Origin of the sequence: Nocardia sp. NPDC006044, from assembly GCF_042871115.1 — a bacterium.
In the GTDB taxonomy this organism is placed as follows: Bacteria; Actinomycetota; Actinomycetes; order Mycobacteriales; family Mycobacteriaceae; genus Nocardia.
On sequence record NZ_JBIAID010000001.1, the window covers coordinates 376,927 to 394,632 of the forward strand.

The 17,706-nt window shown below is 62.3% G+C and carries 10 protein-coding genes and 1 pseudogene; 6 read left to right on the forward strand and 5 right to left on the reverse strand.

Annotated features, from left to right (window positions below):
* Positions 1-99 precede the first annotated feature (99 nt).
* Positions 100-1,503, forward strand: coding sequence for a hypothetical protein (locus tag ACFYO1_RS01845; RefSeq protein WP_387226170.1), 1,404 nt, complete (start codon positions 100-102; stop codon positions 1,501-1,503).
* 1,541 nt (positions 1,504-3,044) lie between these two features.
* On the opposite strand, the gene ACFYO1_RS01850 is transcribed toward ACFYO1_RS01845, so the two are convergent.
* On the reverse strand, positions 3,045-3,404 hold the full coding sequence (locus ACFYO1_RS01850) for a hypothetical protein (RefSeq protein ID WP_387226172.1): 360 nt from the start codon (positions 3,402-3,404) through the stop codon (positions 3,045-3,047).
* A gap of 132 nt (positions 3,405-3,536) precedes the next feature.
* On the opposite strand from ACFYO1_RS01850, the pseudogene ACFYO1_RS01855 reads away from it, so the two are divergent.
* From ACFYO1_RS01855 to ACFYO1_RS01870, 4 genes and pseudogenes are all read left to right on the forward strand, one after another.
* Positions 3,537-4,522, forward strand: a pseudogene (locus ACFYO1_RS01855) (hypothetical protein).
* Positions 4,519-5,142 (forward strand): ATP-binding protein, encoded by a 624-nt coding sequence (locus tag ACFYO1_RS01860; RefSeq protein WP_387226174.1) that lies wholly within the window; start codon positions 4,519-4,521, stop codon positions 5,140-5,142. The pseudogene ACFYO1_RS01855 and the gene ACFYO1_RS01860 overlap by 4 nt, the downstream one beginning before the upstream one ends.
* Positions 5,143-5,200: 58 nt before the next feature.
* Positions 5,201-5,707 carry a hypothetical protein gene (locus tag ACFYO1_RS01865; RefSeq protein WP_387226175.1) on the forward strand — a complete coding sequence of 169 codons (507 nt, stop codon included), beginning with the start codon at positions 5,201-5,203 and terminating at the stop codon, positions 5,705-5,707.
* A gap of 331 nt (positions 5,708-6,038) precedes the next feature.
* Positions 6,039-6,230, forward strand: coding sequence for a hypothetical protein (locus ACFYO1_RS01870; RefSeq protein WP_387226177.1), 192 nt, complete (start codon positions 6,039-6,041; stop codon positions 6,228-6,230).
* Between the two features lie 279 nt (positions 6,231-6,509).
* Here ACFYO1_RS01870 and ACFYO1_RS01875 read toward each other — a convergent pair whose 3' ends face one another.
* On the reverse strand, positions 6,510-11,720 hold the full coding sequence (locus tag ACFYO1_RS01875; protein WP_387226179.1) for an NACHT domain-containing protein: 5,211 nt from the start codon (positions 11,718-11,720) through the stop codon (positions 6,510-6,512).
* 524 nt (positions 11,721-12,244) lie between these two features.
* Between ACFYO1_RS01875 and ACFYO1_RS01880 the strand changes: the two genes are divergently transcribed.
* Positions 12,245-12,514 (forward strand): hypothetical protein, encoded by a 270-nt coding sequence (locus tag ACFYO1_RS01880; protein WP_387226180.1) that lies wholly within the window; start codon positions 12,245-12,247, stop codon positions 12,512-12,514.
* A gap of 514 nt (positions 12,515-13,028) precedes the next feature.
* Here the strand turns inward: ACFYO1_RS01880 and ACFYO1_RS01885 are convergent.
* The 3 genes from ACFYO1_RS01885 to ACFYO1_RS01895 form a co-directional block, all read right to left on the reverse strand.
* On the reverse strand, positions 13,029-13,250 hold the full coding sequence (locus tag ACFYO1_RS01885) for a hypothetical protein (RefSeq protein WP_387226182.1): 222 nt from the start codon (positions 13,248-13,250) through the stop codon (positions 13,029-13,031).
* A 921-nt stretch (positions 13,251-14,171) separates the two neighbouring features.
* Positions 14,172-14,660 carry a PAS and ANTAR domain-containing protein gene (locus ACFYO1_RS01890; RefSeq protein WP_387226184.1) on the reverse strand — a complete coding sequence of 163 codons (489 nt, stop codon included), beginning with the start codon at positions 14,658-14,660 and terminating at the stop codon, positions 14,172-14,174.
* A gap of 1,275 nt (positions 14,661-15,935) precedes the next feature.
* Positions 15,936-17,009 carry an ADP-ribosyltransferase gene (locus ACFYO1_RS01895; protein WP_387226186.1) on the reverse strand — a complete coding sequence of 358 codons (1,074 nt, stop codon included), beginning with the start codon at positions 17,007-17,009 and terminating at the stop codon, positions 15,936-15,938.
* Positions 17,010-17,706: the final 697 nt, after the last annotated feature.

Here is a 17,706-nt window from a genome sequence, read left to right on the forward strand (position 1 = left end):
CGCTGGCAGAGCCGTGATTGCGCGCGCTGCGGCCGCCCGGCCCACGTCGCCGCGTGGTGGCCCGACGGCACGATACGCCGAACATGCTGCGATCGGGGCTTGCGAACTCGTGGCCGGTGTCCCGGTTGCGGCGAAGATCGAATACTGCCCGGCCTGGCGCCGGACTCGCACGAACCGATCTGCACCGACTGCGCCAACATCACCTCCGACTATCGGTGCTCACGCTGCGGGAATGAGGGCAAGCTGCACGCTGGCCACCTCTGCACCCGCTGCACCTTCTCCGACAAGCTCGCCGAACTGCTCGACGACGGCACCGGACGAATCCGGCCTGAACTCGCGCCGCTCGCCGAGCATTTGCTCGCGATGAACAACCCCCTGACCGGACTGACCTGGCTCTATCCACGGACCGGCCGCGCCAGAATGGCCGTGGATCTGCTACGGGAGCTCGGGCGCGGCGAGATCGAGCTGACCCACGAGGCATTTCACGTCCTCCGACCCTGGCGGGCCGCTGCTCACGTGGAAGAACTTCTGATGGCCTGCGGTGTCCTGCCCCGCACCGATAAACAGCTGTGCTCGCTCGAACGATGGCTCGCCGAGCACCTCGCCGGCATCGACGATCCCGAGCACGCCCAGCTCGTGCGCCAGTTCGCCACCTGGGGAGTGCTCCCGCGCCTGCGGCGGCGCGCTGAGACCAAACCGCTGGCCCCTGGGATCCGCCGTCACGGAGGCGACCAGATCAAACAGGCCACCGCCTTCCTGAACTGGCTCGCCGATCGTGACCTCACCTTGGCGACCTGCGGACAGGCCGACCTCGATATCTGGTTCATCGAGCACAGTATCCACGCCCGAAACTGCGTGCGCCCCTTCATCTCCTGGTGCTTGGCCCGCAAGCTCACCAAGCGACTCCGGCCCCCGATCGCGGTGAAACACGACGGAACTCCACTACCGCAGCAACAGCGCATCGACCTACTCGGGCGCCTGCTGGTCGAGCAGGACAAACCCTTACGCGCCCGCACCGCGGCGGCGATTGTGCTGCTCTACGCCCAACCGTTCACCCGCATCGTCCGGCTCACGATCGATGACGTGATCACCGAGGGCGACCAGGTGCTACTGCGGCTGGGCGATCCACCCTCGCCGGTCCCCGAACCAGTCGCCGAGCTGCTACTGGAATGGGTCGCCTGCCGCACGAACATGAACACTGCGCCCAACCGCGAGTCCCGCTGGCTGTTCCCCGGCCGCCGCGCCGCCCAACCGCTGCACCCAGAAACCTTGTCCGCCACGGTCCGCCACCTCGGCATCCCCAACGTCGCCGCCCGCATGGCCGCGCTGCGTCAGCTCGTCCTCGAGATGCCCGCCCCGGTCGTCGCCGACGCCCTCAACTACCACTACTCCACCACAACCAGGCTCGCCGCCCAGACTGGAGGCGTCTGGACCCGCTACGCCACCGGCCCCAGCCCTCGTTCACCGAAGGGTTGGAAACCACACAGATCCCGCGACAGTTGATTACGCGACCTCACCAGTCCGAAACCCCCAGCTGGCCGCGATCTCGAACTTGTTGTACTTCGGCGTTTTGCTGACGTGGCCGACTAGATCTCGGTGCACAGGCTGCTCCGGCGGCGGGACTCCGTATGGACGAAAGTGATCCGAAGTGGACCTCGAATCGTCGTCTCGGCAATGGCACGCTGACACAGTGGGAGGGCGAAGCGGGACAAATCCAGGACGCGCCGCATCGGCCGCCGTCCGTTGGGTGATCCGCGTAACGAGCAGGCCGCAGAGGGAAAGGTCGTCAAGGAGAAGAGTCGCGGCGACGAGGACATCCTGCTGGCGGGTTGGCGGCAGGGCTCGCGGTGAGCGCCAGACCGCCCGGACGGAGGTAGAGGCAGGCGCACAGTTTGTGCGCCCTCGCCGTCTCGCGACAGGGTCTACTTCTTCAGCAATGTTGTATCTGCCGGCCAACTGGCAGGAAATCTTCGCCAAGGATGACTTCGTGCTGCTAGTTCGTCGGTGCCCACATCGGACATTTCCACCGCAAGTTAGTTGCTATTGCCTGGAGAGGACGGAAACACGCTGACAGGCATGGACTTTCAGGCGTCTCAAGTAGGGAACAAAAGTACGGCGCAGTACCAGATCGATTTGTTCGTTAGAGAACCGCAGGATCGACAGGGCGTTGTGCCGGGTGCAGCTTGTCCACGGTGTCGAGGATGAAGAATGTCGAGCTCTTGTGGTCCACTTGGTGAGCTCAACGGCGTCCACCCTTACAGGGAAAGCTGGAGGTTGCTGTGCCGACCTGCGCCAACAGGTCGGCCAGCCAATGTCCGAATGTCTCACCCAAAGAAACAAACAGGAACCGAATGACTGTAGCCAAAGTCGGCAGCTGCGCCGATCATTGCCACCCCGCCGGTGCCGGGAACTGGCCGATGAAACGCGCTGAACAGTGCAAACGCGGACTGAAACATTCGGTGAACCCGCTTCTTAGCGTTCGTCCCATCGCATCAATCGTTAACACGGGAGACCTACTGATGATGGAACTGTTCGCAGGTGCCGGCGTGCTCGCAATGGGTGGGGCGGCTGCATGGTTTCGGGCTCGATCCGCCCACCGGGCAGGACACACGGCGGACGTGCACTACAACGGGGTCCTACGGTTGTGGGCGGGCATTTTCGCGGTCGCGCACAAGGATCCGGTTCGTCGCTCCGACGCACGCAAGGTCATCCACGACACCTTGGGGCCGCCGCCGCGCCGACGAACCAGACGGGCTACGCCGGCCGGCCCGCCCGCCGCCGACACCGCCCTCGAAGAGCGCGGCGTCAGGCAACGGAGTGAGAACACGGCTGGAACGACTCTGCCCGCGTGGTTCTGATCAGGAACCTGGGCAGCGTTTGATCGCGAATTTCGACACCACCCGGCGTTGGTGGGTATTCGTGGTCGCGAAATTTGACGTCACCACAGGGTTGCGGTGGTCCGCGAGGACGGGGATCATCTGTGTCGCTTAGCGCGTGGACGGTCTCGATCGTCGTAGAGGCCGGAGTTCCTCGGCGGTGCTGTGTCAGATCCCGGCAGCTGGCAAGGTAGCTTCCTCGGACTGTGGGTCCCAGACGACCAACCGGTGCTCGGCGGCGAGTTCGAGTATCGCTTCGATCGCTGGCCTGCTTCGTGGTGACCAACTCAAGCACATGCTCACATAGTCGAGGCCGACGTCGAGCGGCATCGACATCCATGGGCAGTCCTCGGGATAGGGGGGAAAGTCGGGGAACCGGCTCTGCAACGCTTCGTAGAACCGCTCTATCCGCTGATCCGGGCGGCCATGCAGGTGATCCTGGCGGGAGCTGCATCGTTCGGCCAACGTCCGTGCGGCATCCTCGTCAGCCGAATCACCCATCGCAAGAACTAGAAGATCGAAACTCATCAGCTCATCGTTGATCAGGTCTGCGAGCCAGCGCCTTGCCGGTGGTGGAAACATCTGCTGGCGGGCATTCGATTAGCCTGCCGGGGTTTGCTTGATCGTGAATTTCGGCACCACTTTCGAATAGGGAACCCGATGGCGTCCTCGACGCGGGCGGAGTTGTTCGCCGCGATACGTCGTGATGCCCGGGATGGGTTGTCGGGCAGGCAGATCCAGCGCAAGCACGATGTCAGCTACCGCACCGTCCGTGACGCGATCGCCTCGGCATGGCCGGCCGAACGCAAGGAATACCCCGCGCCCGTCAAAGCTCGAGCAGTTCAAGCCGGTCATCGACGCGATCCTTTTGGCGGATCTGGACGCACCGCGCAAGCAACGCCACACCTGACCCGCCTCTACCAGCGCCTGGTCGATGAGCACGGCATGTCGGAAGTGTCGTATCCGGTGGTGGGACGCTATGTCCGGCAACGCCGTCCACAGATCCTGGCCGAGACCGGGCGCGCACCGTCGAAGGTGTTCATCCCACAAACCCACCGCCCTGGTGAGGAAGCCGAGGTCGACTTCGGTGACGTCACGATCCGGCTGCGTGGTGAGCTGGTGATCTGTTATTTGTTTTGTTTCCGGATGTCGTTCTCCGGCAAAGCAATCCACCGTGCTTCCTTGTCGGCGGGTCAGGAAGCGTTCTATTGCGCAAACCTGGTGCTCTGCCGGGAGCGACCGCGCTCGAACAAGCCCGCGCCGCAGGCAAATTCACCCCGATCCACGACGCCTGGTGGGCCGCGGCCCGCAAAACACACGGTGACCAGCACGGCACCCGGGCTCTGGTCGAGGTTCTGCTGCTACATCGCCACCTCCCTCACGATCAGCTCGTCGCCGGGCTGGCCGCGGCCCTGCAGTCCGGGGCCTTGACCGCCGACGCGGTCGCGTTGGAAGCCCGCAAGATCGGCGAATCCCAACCCGCCACACCGGCACCGGTCGACCTCGACCTACCAGTCGACCCCATTCCTTCGTTGACCGCTCGCCGGCTCACCCACCTGCCACCCGACACCCGGCCGTTGCCCTCGGTCGCGCAATACGACCAACTGCTCCGCCGCAACCGCCCCCAGGAAGGCACCACCTCATGACCACTACCCCCTCGACTGGACGACGACACGGAATCACCGAACAGGCCGCCGACGCCGCAGTCGATCAAGCCTGCCGCCTGCTGCGCCTGCCCAGCATCCGCACCCAATTCAGCGCGATCGCCGATACCGCCACCCGCGAACAAATGTCCTACCAAGCCTTCCTCGCCGAGCTACTGATGACCGAATGCGACGACCGAGCCCGCCGCCGCTCCGAACGCCGCATCCGCGCCGCCGGATTCCCCCGCGACAAATCACTGCGCGCCTTCGACTTCGACGCCAACCCCAAGTTGGTCAACGAACTCGTCGAAGCCGCCGACGACAACGTCCTGGCCAAAACCATCGCCCGCTACGGCCGCGCCGACCTGCTCTGCATCGACGAACTCGGCTACATGGAACTCGACCGCCGCGGCACCGAACTCCTCTTCCAAGTCCTCACCGAACGCGAAGAGAAGAACTCCGTCACAATCGCCTCCAACGACAGCTACTCCGGCTGGACCAAAACCTTCACCGACCCACGCCTCTGCGCCGCCATCGTCGACCGACTCACCTTCGGCGGCCACATCATCGAAACCGGCACCGACTCCTACCGCCTCGCCCACACACGAGCAAACAAAGGATGAGCACCTCGTTCCCCACCGCTGGTGAACACTCAGACGGCATTTGACCAGGGGCGATGCCATGATCGACACCATGGCGATCGTGATGCAGTGGGTCCGAACCTCATGGACCAAGAACTCGCGCGGCGCCCCTGCGGCAACAGTCAGAAACGCCGCTCCCGTCGCGTTCGAGCTGCCGGACGTTGGACGGGCGATCGTTCACGAAGTCACCATGAAGGAATCCAGCCACTTCCACGCATCTTCGACGATGCGCGATCTTCCGCCCATTCAGCCACGGATGACGATGGAGGGCGTGTCTCTGACCCAGGTCAGCGGCGTATTGCACGTCCTTCCCGTCATCCCGCCACATTGGAGTCTTCCACCGCTACACCGACGTCCACCCGCGGCCCGGCTCGAGCCCGGACAATGGCTCCGCTGGCAACTCAACTATCGATTCAGCAGCCTCACTGGCATGGGCGACTGGTCATATCACCTTCACACACTGAACCTCGCCTACGGTTTGCCCGAGCCCGACATCTTCCTGGGCACCCCAACGCGCTACATCGACGAACGAGGAAGCCTGCGCTGACAGCGCAGCTCAGACTGCACAGCCGACACGCCGGTCAAGCGGTGTCAAAATTGGCGACCAGAAACCCGCCATCCGCGCCCAAACCGATGCCCAAATTCGCGATCAACTGACTCCCGATTTCGCGACCGAAGCCACCCACGGTTCGAATCCTTAGGCCGCTGCCACGGTCGAGACCGTGCCGCAGCAAACCGGACGCTGAGCAGGCCTCGGGTCTCGAGACCCGAGGCCTGGAGCGAATCTCCGATTCCGGATTGCCGCGGCGAGACGGCAGCGGCGCGACCGGTTGCACACACCCATGGCCGCGAGCGTCGAGCAGGAGCCGGTGCCGTGCATGACGGACATCGAGCAGATCCTGGACTACAACGCGCACAACGGCAGCGGTGCCATCGATCCGACCATGGCTGCCGCCGTCTACGAGGCGGTAGCCCCCGTAGTGGACACCCTCCAGACCCCGTTCCCGCCCGACGCGCCCGCACGGAAATCACTATCCATGTCGGCCCCACGGGCACTCCATCCAGCATGACCGAACCGACCACGGCTCCGGCGCCGACTCGGTAGAGGCCCAGAGCGCACGTAGTAGTCGACGGTGACTCTAACGAGTTGGGCCGCCTCCACACTCCCTTCGGTCGGAACTGCGAACAACTCGCGGGACGCCTTCGAAACCGCCCGCACCGCGAGCTGCGGCGTGCTCAACCCGCCATCATCGGGCGGTGCTTCAGCACCCACCGTGAGGCGATCACGGCAGCTTGAAGTTTACCGATGTCTGTGGACGCGGCTCTCGAACATTGAGGACGGATCGCAGTCAGTGCGCGGCGAGGTCGAGTACAGCGAGGCAGAGTGGACCCTCGTGGTTGGTGAAGGGGTTGTGCACGACGGTCTCCAGGGACGCGGATTCGAGGACGCGGATAGCCGCTGCAGCGTCCAGCTCCGCCAAGGCACCCGCTTGGCGTAGTACCACGGCGAAGAGGTACATACGCTGCGACGGTTGCAGTTCCAGGTGAGCGTGGGCAATCGGATCCCAAGGAGCCGCCATTATGGGACTGTTCTCACGAATCCCCATTGGTTCTCGTAAGGCGGCTTGGAACGCTTCGACGGCGCCTGTGTCCACTCGCAGTCGCCGCATCAGCGGCTTGGTGAACATGGGCAGGTACCAGTCCGGCATGCTCACCCGAATCCGGGTATGAGCGCGGATCGCTATAGCTGGCAGATCTTGCGGTTCGGCTGCACTGAAGGCGATTCCCAGTGTGTCGTTCCAGCTTCGGTACCCACGAGTTGAGGGGTCAGTGTCGAACCACGTTTCGAGGTCCCGGAGCGCCGCGGTAGCCAAGCTATCCGTCGGAAACAGCTGGGTGTAGGCAGCTAGCTTTGCACTCTGGTAGATGTGGCCAGACTGGGTGCCAAGGGCGTCCTCGGCAAGGATGGCCTTGAACACCGCGTCGGGCACATTCCAGCTTTCTCGGTCCAGCACCGACTCCAAGACCTGGTCCTGGAGTCGGAGGCGCGCGGTGTGGCCGAGTTTTGGCACAAGTGCACGAAGGACTCCTTCGTCACCCCTGTTCTCTTCTTTGGCCCACAAGAGGAAGTTGCGATCTTCGCGGAGCACTGCATCACTGTCAGCCTCGTGACGGAGCATCTCGGCAATGGATGGATACCGGGAAGCGACTGTCGCAAGCGAAGACATGACGCGGCGCCGTTGCTCACTGGCGGCCCGGTGCCGACTGTCGGACTTCCCGTTCAGCCGCTCGAAGATGTCATCGCCGAAGTGATCACACAACTGTTCCCAGTTCTCGGCAACGAGGTCTACGAGGATCCGATCCACGTCATCGGATAGGGTACTGAGCTTGACGCCGGGCGCACTTGAGGAACCAAGCGTTTCCTCGATGCCGTCAATCAACGTGAGGTCACGGAGCGTGAGCATGCCTATCCACGCCAGTTGCCGGCGCTCTTCGAGCTCAGGGCCATAGGCGCACAGATCCCGCTTGATCTCCTCGCGCAACCATTCCATCTCTGCCGTGCGCGTGTCGGACCCCGCCAGAGCGCTGCGGGCCTGTTGGTCGCGGGTGATTGCTTGAATGAGCCCGATGAAAGCGTTCCGACGTACCTCGGCGTCCGGCTCGTCTTTCCATTCCGCCATGACGTCGACGAGGTCGGCCGCGGCGAGCGGACTGCGTGCGAGTTCGAACGCCAGGACCTCACGCAGCTCTGGCTCGATGTGCTTGAGCAGGTCGAGCGATTTGTCGAGGATCCGTAGGGAGGGTTCGTCGGTTCTGCCGCAGTACGCCCTGAGGATTGCTGCCGGAATGGTGTCCGGAATCCCCGAAATGATGGGCCTAGGGTCATGGATAAGCCTGTCGGCGAACTCCTGGACAGATGGCTGCCCAGGCCAGGCAGCGATGACCGCGGGGACGTGCCACATTAAGATGTGAGCGCTAATGTCCGTGCAAAGCGCTGCCAGTTCGGCTGGGTCGTAGCTGGCAAGCACTTCTCGCATGGCGTCAGCTTCTGCGTCCGGCTCGCGAGCGGTGTTCTCGAACCTCTTCCAGGCATCGGCTACGGCTTCGGCAACGACGACGCGATTCTCGCTCGAATCGTGTGTGTTGGGCTGGCGCAGCAGGGACACCAGGACGGCGAAGCCCTCCGTCGGACCGAGCACGTCGACGGCTACGTAGGCCATAGGCGCGGCCTGAGCAAAGTCGCCGCGGAGCCGGTCGGCGAGGACAGTCTGGACGTGCTCGTCGTTGGCGTACTGCGCGACTAGCGTCCGCGCCGCGGCGTATGGCCTCCAGCCGTCCAGGCCTTGCAACAGCACCGTCCGCGCGTCGGCGGGTGGCAATATGGTGGCGAGACCAGTGACGCCATCTGCCGTAAAATCTTGTTCTTTGCCGTCCACGTAGGAACGGACAACCCGCGCGAATCCCGGATCGTGGCTCCACTGCTCGGGGATCATGCCGACGTTGTACAAGATCAGGCCATGTTCCTCCGGATCTGCGAGCTCGGCGGCCACCCAGTCCTTGAAGCGGCGATCGTCGCTGAAGGCGTTGCAGGCCAGATGCCATGCCAGGCCACGGTCTCCGCCATTTTGGCCGTTCGTCGTCAAGGTTTCCAACGCGAAGTCTGCGGCATTCGCATCCCCGGTGGCGGCGATGTTGACGAGGTCCGTCCCGGGCCACGGTGCGGAGAATTGGCCCTCCTGACGAAGCAATGACAGCAGCCAGTCGCGTTCTTCTGGCCGGAACAGCGCGGCATCGCCATGCGCGCTGCCGCGTTGCAGCAGGTGCAGGCCAACCAGGCGGAGTGACATAGATGGCTGAATACGTGCCCAATCAATCAGCCGCAGCGTCTCGGGTGCGTCAGCCCAGCCAGAACCGACAGCAAGGATGGCAGCTGCCTGGGTCGCTGAGGTAGGTCCGGTCTCTGTGAACGCCACCAGCCGCTCCAGCAGGGGCTGCTGGCCACCGAATCGACGTGCGATGGCCAACGCCGCGTTGACCTTCACATTGTCTTCTGGATGCCGAATACCCCAGAGCAGGTACTCGGCAGCAACGTCGTCGGCGATGGCGAGATCGCGCAGGGCCCACACAGTCGGTGAGGGGTCCGGACGGAGCGCGGTCAGCCAGCCCTTCATGATCGGCAGCAGGTGAGTTCGTGTGGTGTGGCTCACCAGCGTGCCGGCAAGCGCTGCGATGAGTTTCGCCCGATGACGCAGTGATGGATGGGTCTCCACCCGTCCTACGAGCCGGTCGACATAACCAGTCTGAGATTTCGGGGTGAGCTTGACACCGGCGGCGAGCGCCTCGGCGAGCAACTCGCATCCGTCAATGTCCGCCCATCGTTGGCTGCCCGTGTCAAGGGCCGCGAGAAGCAGCGACTCAGTGGCGTGAGAGCTGACCTGCGCAGTCAGCAGCGCGAGGAGTACATCTCGCCAGGCCGGATCGTGCACCAACCTCTGCACGGCCTCAACCTGCGCTTCGGTAGCGAGCGTAGCCAGATACTGGCCAGCCAGGTGGTCGAGCACCACTCGATGCAGGAAGCCGACGGAACCCGCGCCGTGCGACACGATCAACCCGAACTCATCTTCCGCCATAGCGAGCACAGCGTCGGCAATCCTGCGGGCCTCGGCGTGCTGATAGCCGAGGACGGTGTCGTCGGTCATCGACTCGACGATGAGCGTGCGCATCTCAGGCTTGGTGACGGTGCCGGATGGATCCTTGACACGAAGACGGTAGGCCACGGCGCCGAACAACTCGGTCACCTCGGTGGGCGGTAGCAACGTCCCGCTGGCGTGCGAGGCACGCTGCCGCATCTGGGGATGCTTTTCGACGAGCAACTCGACAAGACGAGCGTAGATCTTGAACCGTTGACGGGGTAGGGGTTCGCCTTGCCACGTCGCGGCCAGCAAGGTCAAAAAAAGCGGTGACCTGGAAAGCTCAGCCAGTTCCGGGATGCCGTCCAGTTGGTCAAGGAACGGTTCGACGCCGACCGTCCACATCAACGGGCTGGCCAGAGAGGCTTCCGATTGCGCGACAGGCTGAAGGATTCGGGCCACGATCGTTTCGCGCTGCCAGTCGGTTAGCGGCGTAATCTCAGCGTGGGCCCAAGGACGCCTCCAGTTGAGACGGTCAACCGCATAAGGGCGTGTGGAAAGAATTGCTGACGCGCTGGTGCGACCTAGAAACGCTTCAAGAATCCCGAGGGCGCGTTCGGCTGCGCCGACGTCAGTCCATTCATCGACGCCGTCCACGATTAGAAGCAAGCGGTCGTCCCGCAAGGCTCGCTGGACCAGCGGCCAAAGATGGGTAGCGCTCTGCGACTTCAGCCAAGCCTCCGCAGCCGAAACGAGCGAGTTTTCGGTGGAGGCTTCAAGGTGGCGGCACAAGAACCCGAACGGCAGCCAGATCGGCAGGTCAGTCGCATGTTCCCGTTGCAGGGCGATGGACTGTGGTTGGCACGACAGCAGGTCCGTTGCCACGAACCGTAGCAGGCTGGACTTCCCAGCTCCTGGACGACCGATCAGCAGTTGGTACTTCCCGCCAGCCAGCCACTCGTCAGCCGCAACGGCGCCTGCCGTCGCTGTTGCTGCCTGGCTTCTGCGTTTCATTAGGCGGCGGGCAGATCTGAAGGACTGCCGACGGGCGCCAAGTCGCGAGGCGATGAAAGTGTGCCCATCGCCCGAGCTTTCCGCCGTGTGCGTGTTTTCGACGGGCGGCTCTGACCGTTCGGCGTCGATAACGTCGGACTGTTGGCGGTTGGGGTCGACATCCAGGATGACGAACTCGCCAGCGGATTCTGGTTCTTCAGTCAGGTGGACTCCACCCTGGGCAGAGAAGACGGCCTGGTAGAGGACGCGGAGCCCTGCTCGGAGGTCTCTGCTTTCCTGGTGCGACAGGTTATTCGCTAGGGCGTTGGCTGCGTCTGAGCCACAGAAGCGTTCTACCCAGGGGCGGCCAAAGAAGTCATCGACGATGCGGGGCTGATCCTTCAGCAGGGTGGAGACCTCCTGAACGCCCCACGGAACGAAGGTGATCTTGAGTTTGGCCAGACGCTCGGTCTGCTTGCGGATCGCATCGTCCAGTTTGGTGTCCTGCAGGTCGAACGAGGTAGCGAAGTGGAACGCCGACGTCTTGTCCGCCCATTCACCCTTCAGCAGGTCGTCGACAGCCTCTGTGATCCTTGCTGCGGTCAGCTTTTTGACCCGCCGAGACTGCAGGGTGACATAGTCCCTACCGCCGGACTCGCCGTACTCCAGGTCCAGCGGGAGTCGAGCATAGGCGTCGATCCCAGCTTGGGCTTGGCCTGGAACACCGAAGAGTTTGGCGAACTGGACAGGTCGGACGGTGTGCAGCAGCCTCAGAAACAGTCGCTCAGCGTCGGGCCATTCCAGTTCACCTATAGGCAGGACCTGAGCCCTGGTGTCGATCGGTGGCTTCGGGAGAGCCTCCGCAGGGGCAGACCACAGGAGCGCTTCAGTTCGGTCTCGGGCTCCTGCTTCGTCCGCGAACGCGATCGTCGTCATCCTCCGCTGCCTCCCGCCTCGTCTCCGCCAGATGACCATAGTCATTGCGACCGCTGGGAGTTGCGGGTTTCGCACCATGTCAGAGTGACCTGCCATCGAGGTGTTCTCGGCCGCCCGCTGCCGAAGAAGGAGCGACTCGCAAGGCCACAAAGTCGACGACTCGCGAGCGGCCTCAAGCCGGACCTAGTCTACGGAGTGTGTATCCGACATCTCACCCCGGCGATATCCGCGCCGTCTTCGGCCTTACCTCTCTACGAGACAGCGTGTCTCACTGGCCTGCGTTGTTCGCGGCCGCGCCCGGATGTAAAACGTTACGAAATTCGAGTGGCGCCACGGCGTGCTCTTACTGATCCGGATCCCCTATCAGGGGATTGACGGAATCCTGTTGCGAAGCTAGCCTTCTCGTTCATCGGGCACCCCTGTGTCCGTCTTGAGCTCCAGCCGGAAGGTTGGGGCTTTTTTTGTTTCGTCAGTCAGGCCCTCGGCGTTCGCCGGGGGCCTTTGTCGTTTTCAGAGAGGGAGTCATGTCAGTCCATGCCGTCACGGCTGCGGTGCTGAATGCTGCGGTGCTGAATAGTGGGTGGGCAGTGTTCTGGGTGCAGTTGCCGTTACTGATCCTTGCGGTGACGGTCATCATCGTTGCGACCACCGCGTTGTGGCGTGCTCGCCCCGAGGATGTCCCGCGGGTGTTCGAAGCCTTCGCCGCAGCATTCGGACGTCGCCCGGGGATCTCGCGGAAGCGAAGCATCTCTGCCTGGCGCCGGACCCGAGGAAACCGGAAGGAAAGCGAATGAGCCGTCGGTCGTCCCGCAAGCTGGACGCTCTGGCTGACCGAGTCGCCGCTGGGTTCCTCGGCGAGGAACTTGACCGCGCAATCGACGGAACAATGTCACGCGAAGACGCCTTCGTCCTTCGCCACATGCTCAGCCTCAACCTCTCCACGATAAAAGGAAAAGACCAGAACCCTGACTTAACCATCGCCGTCTACCTAGGCGACCGGCTGTCGAAATTGCAGTCCAACTCCGAGTACCTCGCTGGGCTTGCGGTGTATTACGGCGACCAGGCACCTCCTTCCCCGACGGGGCGTCACTGCCGCGTATGCCGAATGCGGCTAGTGCGTCGGCGCAGAGGACGCCGGCCTCGATACTGTTCTCCCGCTTGCAAACAGCAGGAGTACCGCGATAGGAAGCGGACACCGAACTGAAAGGGCCGATGATGCGGCGCACCGGGATTCCTGTGCGCCGCAGGGTGTCTGCGGAATCCAGCAAGGGCCAATCCGTGTGAGGTCGCCTCGCAATCGATTAAGAGTCAATCCGGCATGGACGCTTGGACATCACGGATACGTTCGGCCACCTCAAGCGTGGCGTAGATCTGCGCTTGCGCCTGGAAGACTCGCACGCGGTCCATCGTCGCGGCCTGCCCTTCGCCAGCTGCGCGCGGATCTTCGACTGCCTCGTTGAGCATGTTCGCTGCGGCTGCGGCCCACTGCCGCGCCATCCCGCCGAGGCTCTCCTTATTCGTGATGATCACGGCCTGACGGTAGCCGTTACCTCCGACACGTCCTGCGACTTGGAACCTCTGGTTCTAGGCAAGGCCTTGCCTGAAGCTCGGCCGCCGACGGTCTTGCCGAGCATCGGGTACTGGGGTTCCGGTAGCAACGGCGCGAAAAACAACGCGTATGGCGTAATCCGCTGGTAGGTCATTGTTTTCGGCTGCCGCGGCTGGCCGGCGGCGCGCCGAGCTGTTGCGTGCAAGCCGTCGAGGTTGCAGGTGGAGAACCCTTGTCGCACTCGGGGATTCGAGTAGACGGTCACTCAGGTGAAGGCCGGCCGATCCTCATACGGTGATTGCACCGTAGCAATCCGGGTGCCGAGGGGCACACGAATGGAGGGTGGGAATGTCATGCAGGTAGCAACTCGATTCGCCGCGGGGGTGTGTGCGGCCCTCGCGATGCTGGCCGCGGGATCGGTTGTGGCACAGGCCGAGCCGTGGGAGGCGTCCAGCCGGCCGGCTGTGACATCCGGAGACGGTCGGGCGCCCGGAGACCAGCACTCCGATGGCGCATACCCCTACGAGCGCGGATACCACCCCGGATGGGGGATACCACTCCGATGGCGGATACCACTCCGATGGCACATACCCCTTCGACTTAGCGCTCATCGATGACGCGGTGTACTGAGGTTTCCGGAGACGGAGATGAGCGGCCGGATCCGTGTCGGCGCGGGCCGCGCCCGGCACGAGATCGGTAACGGTGCAAAGGGTGTGACCCCATCCGGAACCCCTGACCGCCGATAAAATTCCCATCCCGGGACGCTATCGGCGTCGACCCTCTTGTCCGCGCAGCAGACGCAGGACGGTGGCCAGGGAGGAGGGCTGGCCCCTCTTCTTCGACCGGCGGTCACCGGTGTGGGATGCGCTGGTGCAAGGTCAGCAGCATGTGGTCGAACGCGGTCACCACACTGGGCGGAGCGGGGGCAGGGCGGGGATCTCGGCGATGAGTTGCTCGGCGAGGTCGCGGAGTTTGACGTTGGTCTGCTGTGACTGCCATACGAGCACGTCGAAGGCCTGGCTGGCGTTGAGCCGGTACATGCGCATGAGTACGCCTTTGGCCTGCTCGATCACTGCGCGGGCCTCGATCATCTCCGGCAGCTCCTCGGCGATGGTGTCGCGCCGGTTCTGGGCCAGGGTGCCCGAGAGATCGATGTAGAACCCGGCGGTGCCCACCGCGACGCCGGTGTCGTCGTCGATGCGGTCCGCGACCACCATCACCTTGTGCTCGTCGCCGGAGGTGTCGATGAACCGATGCTGGCTCGAGAACGGCTCACCGCGCTCGATCGACCGCGCGAACGCTGCGGCAACGTGTTCCCGGTCGGCGGGATGTTTGTGCGCCAGAAGCAATTCCGTCGTCGGCTCGATCTCACCGGGTCTGTAGCCGTGCATCCGGTACACCTCCGGCGACCACTCCCAGCTCTGGGTCGCGAACCAGAATCGGAAGCTGCCCGTCGGCGGGCCTGGACGCGGACCGGTCGGCCCGGCGCCCGGGATCCGGTAGTCAGTGCTCAGAGCGCGGTACACAACAGATTGCGAGGCAGAACTAACCCACGAGTCACGCAACCGTGAATCCGAGGTCCGGTCGACCAGTCTCCTGGGATGACTCGCTCGCACCACACAATTGCTGAGCACCGTGCCGACATCGATGGATCGCAGCACTCGATCATCCCATCCGATCGAGCCCGAAATCATTCCCTCGAATAGGGAAGCCCACAGCTCTCCTCGCCAGTGTTACGTCCTGTAGTGCAATGACCTGGTGTTCCTGTTCCTCCGATTCGGTCGACCCGGTTTGAGGAGCGCACCGAATTGGCCCACGGTACAGAGCAGCACCTTTGGGCGCCGAGCTCGCAGTCGGGGCCGGTCCGCGGATCGGTTTGAACTTGAAGCACTCACCTCCGGACCAGCTAACTCTGGTGACGAGCCTTCGCTGCCCGCGTCGCACTAGGGCTAACTGCTGCATAGCGGTGTCCGATTGCAGGGACTGCCAGTTTGGCTGGGCTTTTGAGTGGAGGGTGATCGTAGGGCTATTACACCTTGGCTGCTGGCCTTGCACGGGTTCGGGAAAACGTGCTCGAGGAGACACGCCGATACGTGAATGCCTCGTGCGAGATGGGTCAGCGATCACCTAGTTATCCAGAAGAGGACAGCCGGTCGGGTATGTGACTGGGTTCCTGACCGATTCGGGCAGACTTCTCGCGTGGTTGTCGATGGAGTCGCGGCGCGTATTCGGGGTCTCTTGAGCACCGTAGCTGGCACCGATGCCGAAAATCGGGGCGCAAGAGCCCTGATGGGGCACATGTGTCGCGCTCGGAGGCCTCTTGAACCCCTGAACGCAACTCATATGTCGCACGTTTATGCGTGAGAGGGGACTCGGGCTCGTCGCTGCGTCAGGGATATCGTCGCCGTGTATTCGAGAACTGTTATTATACGTCGCTAGACGTGTAGCGCGGGCATGCTGAAGCATGGCGTGTTTACTCTATCATGTTGCGTAAGGCGTTTCGCATGGGTATCCTTGGTTTCTGGGTTAGAGCACCGGTTTCAAATCTTGCGGTCGGGGTTGATCAGGTTGTCGAGTGGTTTGCTGTGGAGGTAATTTCGGCCGACTCGCCTGTTGTCCTCTGTGATTCCAGCACTCATCGCCGTAAGGACATTCGAAATGAGATTTCACGATTCAATCGTGGCATAAAGGTGCCAGATACGTCCTTCGCGTCGAACGCTAGTAAACGTGTAGCTCAATCCGCGTTGTAGCAGTATTTCACGCTGATCGGAATGAGTACTTTCTCGGCCGATATATAAACCGGGAGTGCCCTCGGGCGCGTCTAGATGCAGCTGGGTTGAGCAGATTCCGTGCTTCAAACCTGGCTGTTGTATAGGGGTCTTTCCCAATGATCCCGAAATATATGACGGTTCGTGCCATTCGGTACCAACTAGTTCGAATGGGCTGTTTCCGTCCATCATGAATATCGGATCGACGAGATTGCGGTGAATCCGCAACCCCTCCGGTAGGGGATGATCGAGCGCCCTATCGAGAAGGAGGATACGTTGCTCGACATCGCTCCATCTTGGCCAACCGTCAAAAGCTGCCATGAAACAACCGCGCATGCCTGAATTTAGACGAAGTATTTTCTGTAGTTCCCAACGGGGGGTAGGCGAACTATCGATGCGCCTGATCAAATCGCGCTGCGTCCGGTTGATATCAGTCCGATTCAGGGCCTTAAATAAGTCCGACAGCCCGGGAGTCGTCCCGTCCACCAGGTGGAATAGCTCCAGTCCGTTGTCTACATTGAAATATAGCGCTCGCAGACTGTTTTCCATCACCGTTGAGTCCATCAACCCGCGCGGGCGAAGAATGAGATTGTATGGATTAGCAAAATCTGTATATCGGAGAACTTCACGCCTGCACTCAGGCGGGAGTCTACGGAATGTCTCGCTCAAATACCTATCACCGTATTCCTCGCCTTCCCTGTTTGAATCGAAATGGCGGATGCCATTCTTTTTCCAGCCCGGTTTCGAATCGAAGCGACGATGGATTCTGCCGATTGAGCCCCTGGGTGACGAAGCAAAGTCGCTGAACATCGATCGATCCAAGAATTGGACCGGAGAGTAACTATCGATCTGTTCGACCTTGGTTGCCGACGCGCGGATGTGACGCGCGTATCCTGTTGTGAAATTCCGGCTCCGCCGGATGTAGCCATCGATGATGTACTCGATGCTCCGTGCGAGCTTTCTGAACTCCACGAGCCACTCCCGTCCCGGTGCGTCCATCCACTACTCACATTCCATTGAATTCAAAAAAGCCGACTTCGGTCTTGTAACATCATCGAAACCGCCTAGAAGGTGGGCTACGCATCGGCCTGGCACCCGTGTCCACTGCGAGCAGTTTGCAATGTGAGCTTTAGATGATCACCATTTAGGGATCCGATATTGTTTGAACGCCGCACTATATATGTCGCCGAGTATCCAGGGTTATCATGGACGGCCAGGTGGAGAGTTCCTTCCGCATCCGAACGCCGTCCCTCTCTGCCTCGGCGGCGTTCGCCGTTGTCAGGTCACCCCAAGCCGAGTCTCATGAAATGAACATTCGGACAAGGATATCGAATCGATAATCCCGCTGGTCTTTAGCATTGAGACACCGGTCGGTAATGCCGCGAAGAGCTATGCGGCGGATGGCGGGTTGGACATGGATGTGCATGTCGAAGCGCGGAGGCACCGGACCAATGCTAGAGCACCGGAGTAGCATGGTTCCGTTCACCGACGGGAAGACATGCCTGGGCCTGGTGTCGATTCACTCACCCTTCAAGGCGAGTGCGTAGTCCGTTTCTGCGCCGTTCACTGCGTCGAGGCTCGTGATCACGGCCATTCAATCCTGGGCCTTCGTCTGCAGGACTGATGGCGAAGCCCAAAAATACGGTTTTACAAGTCACGGAATGCGTCA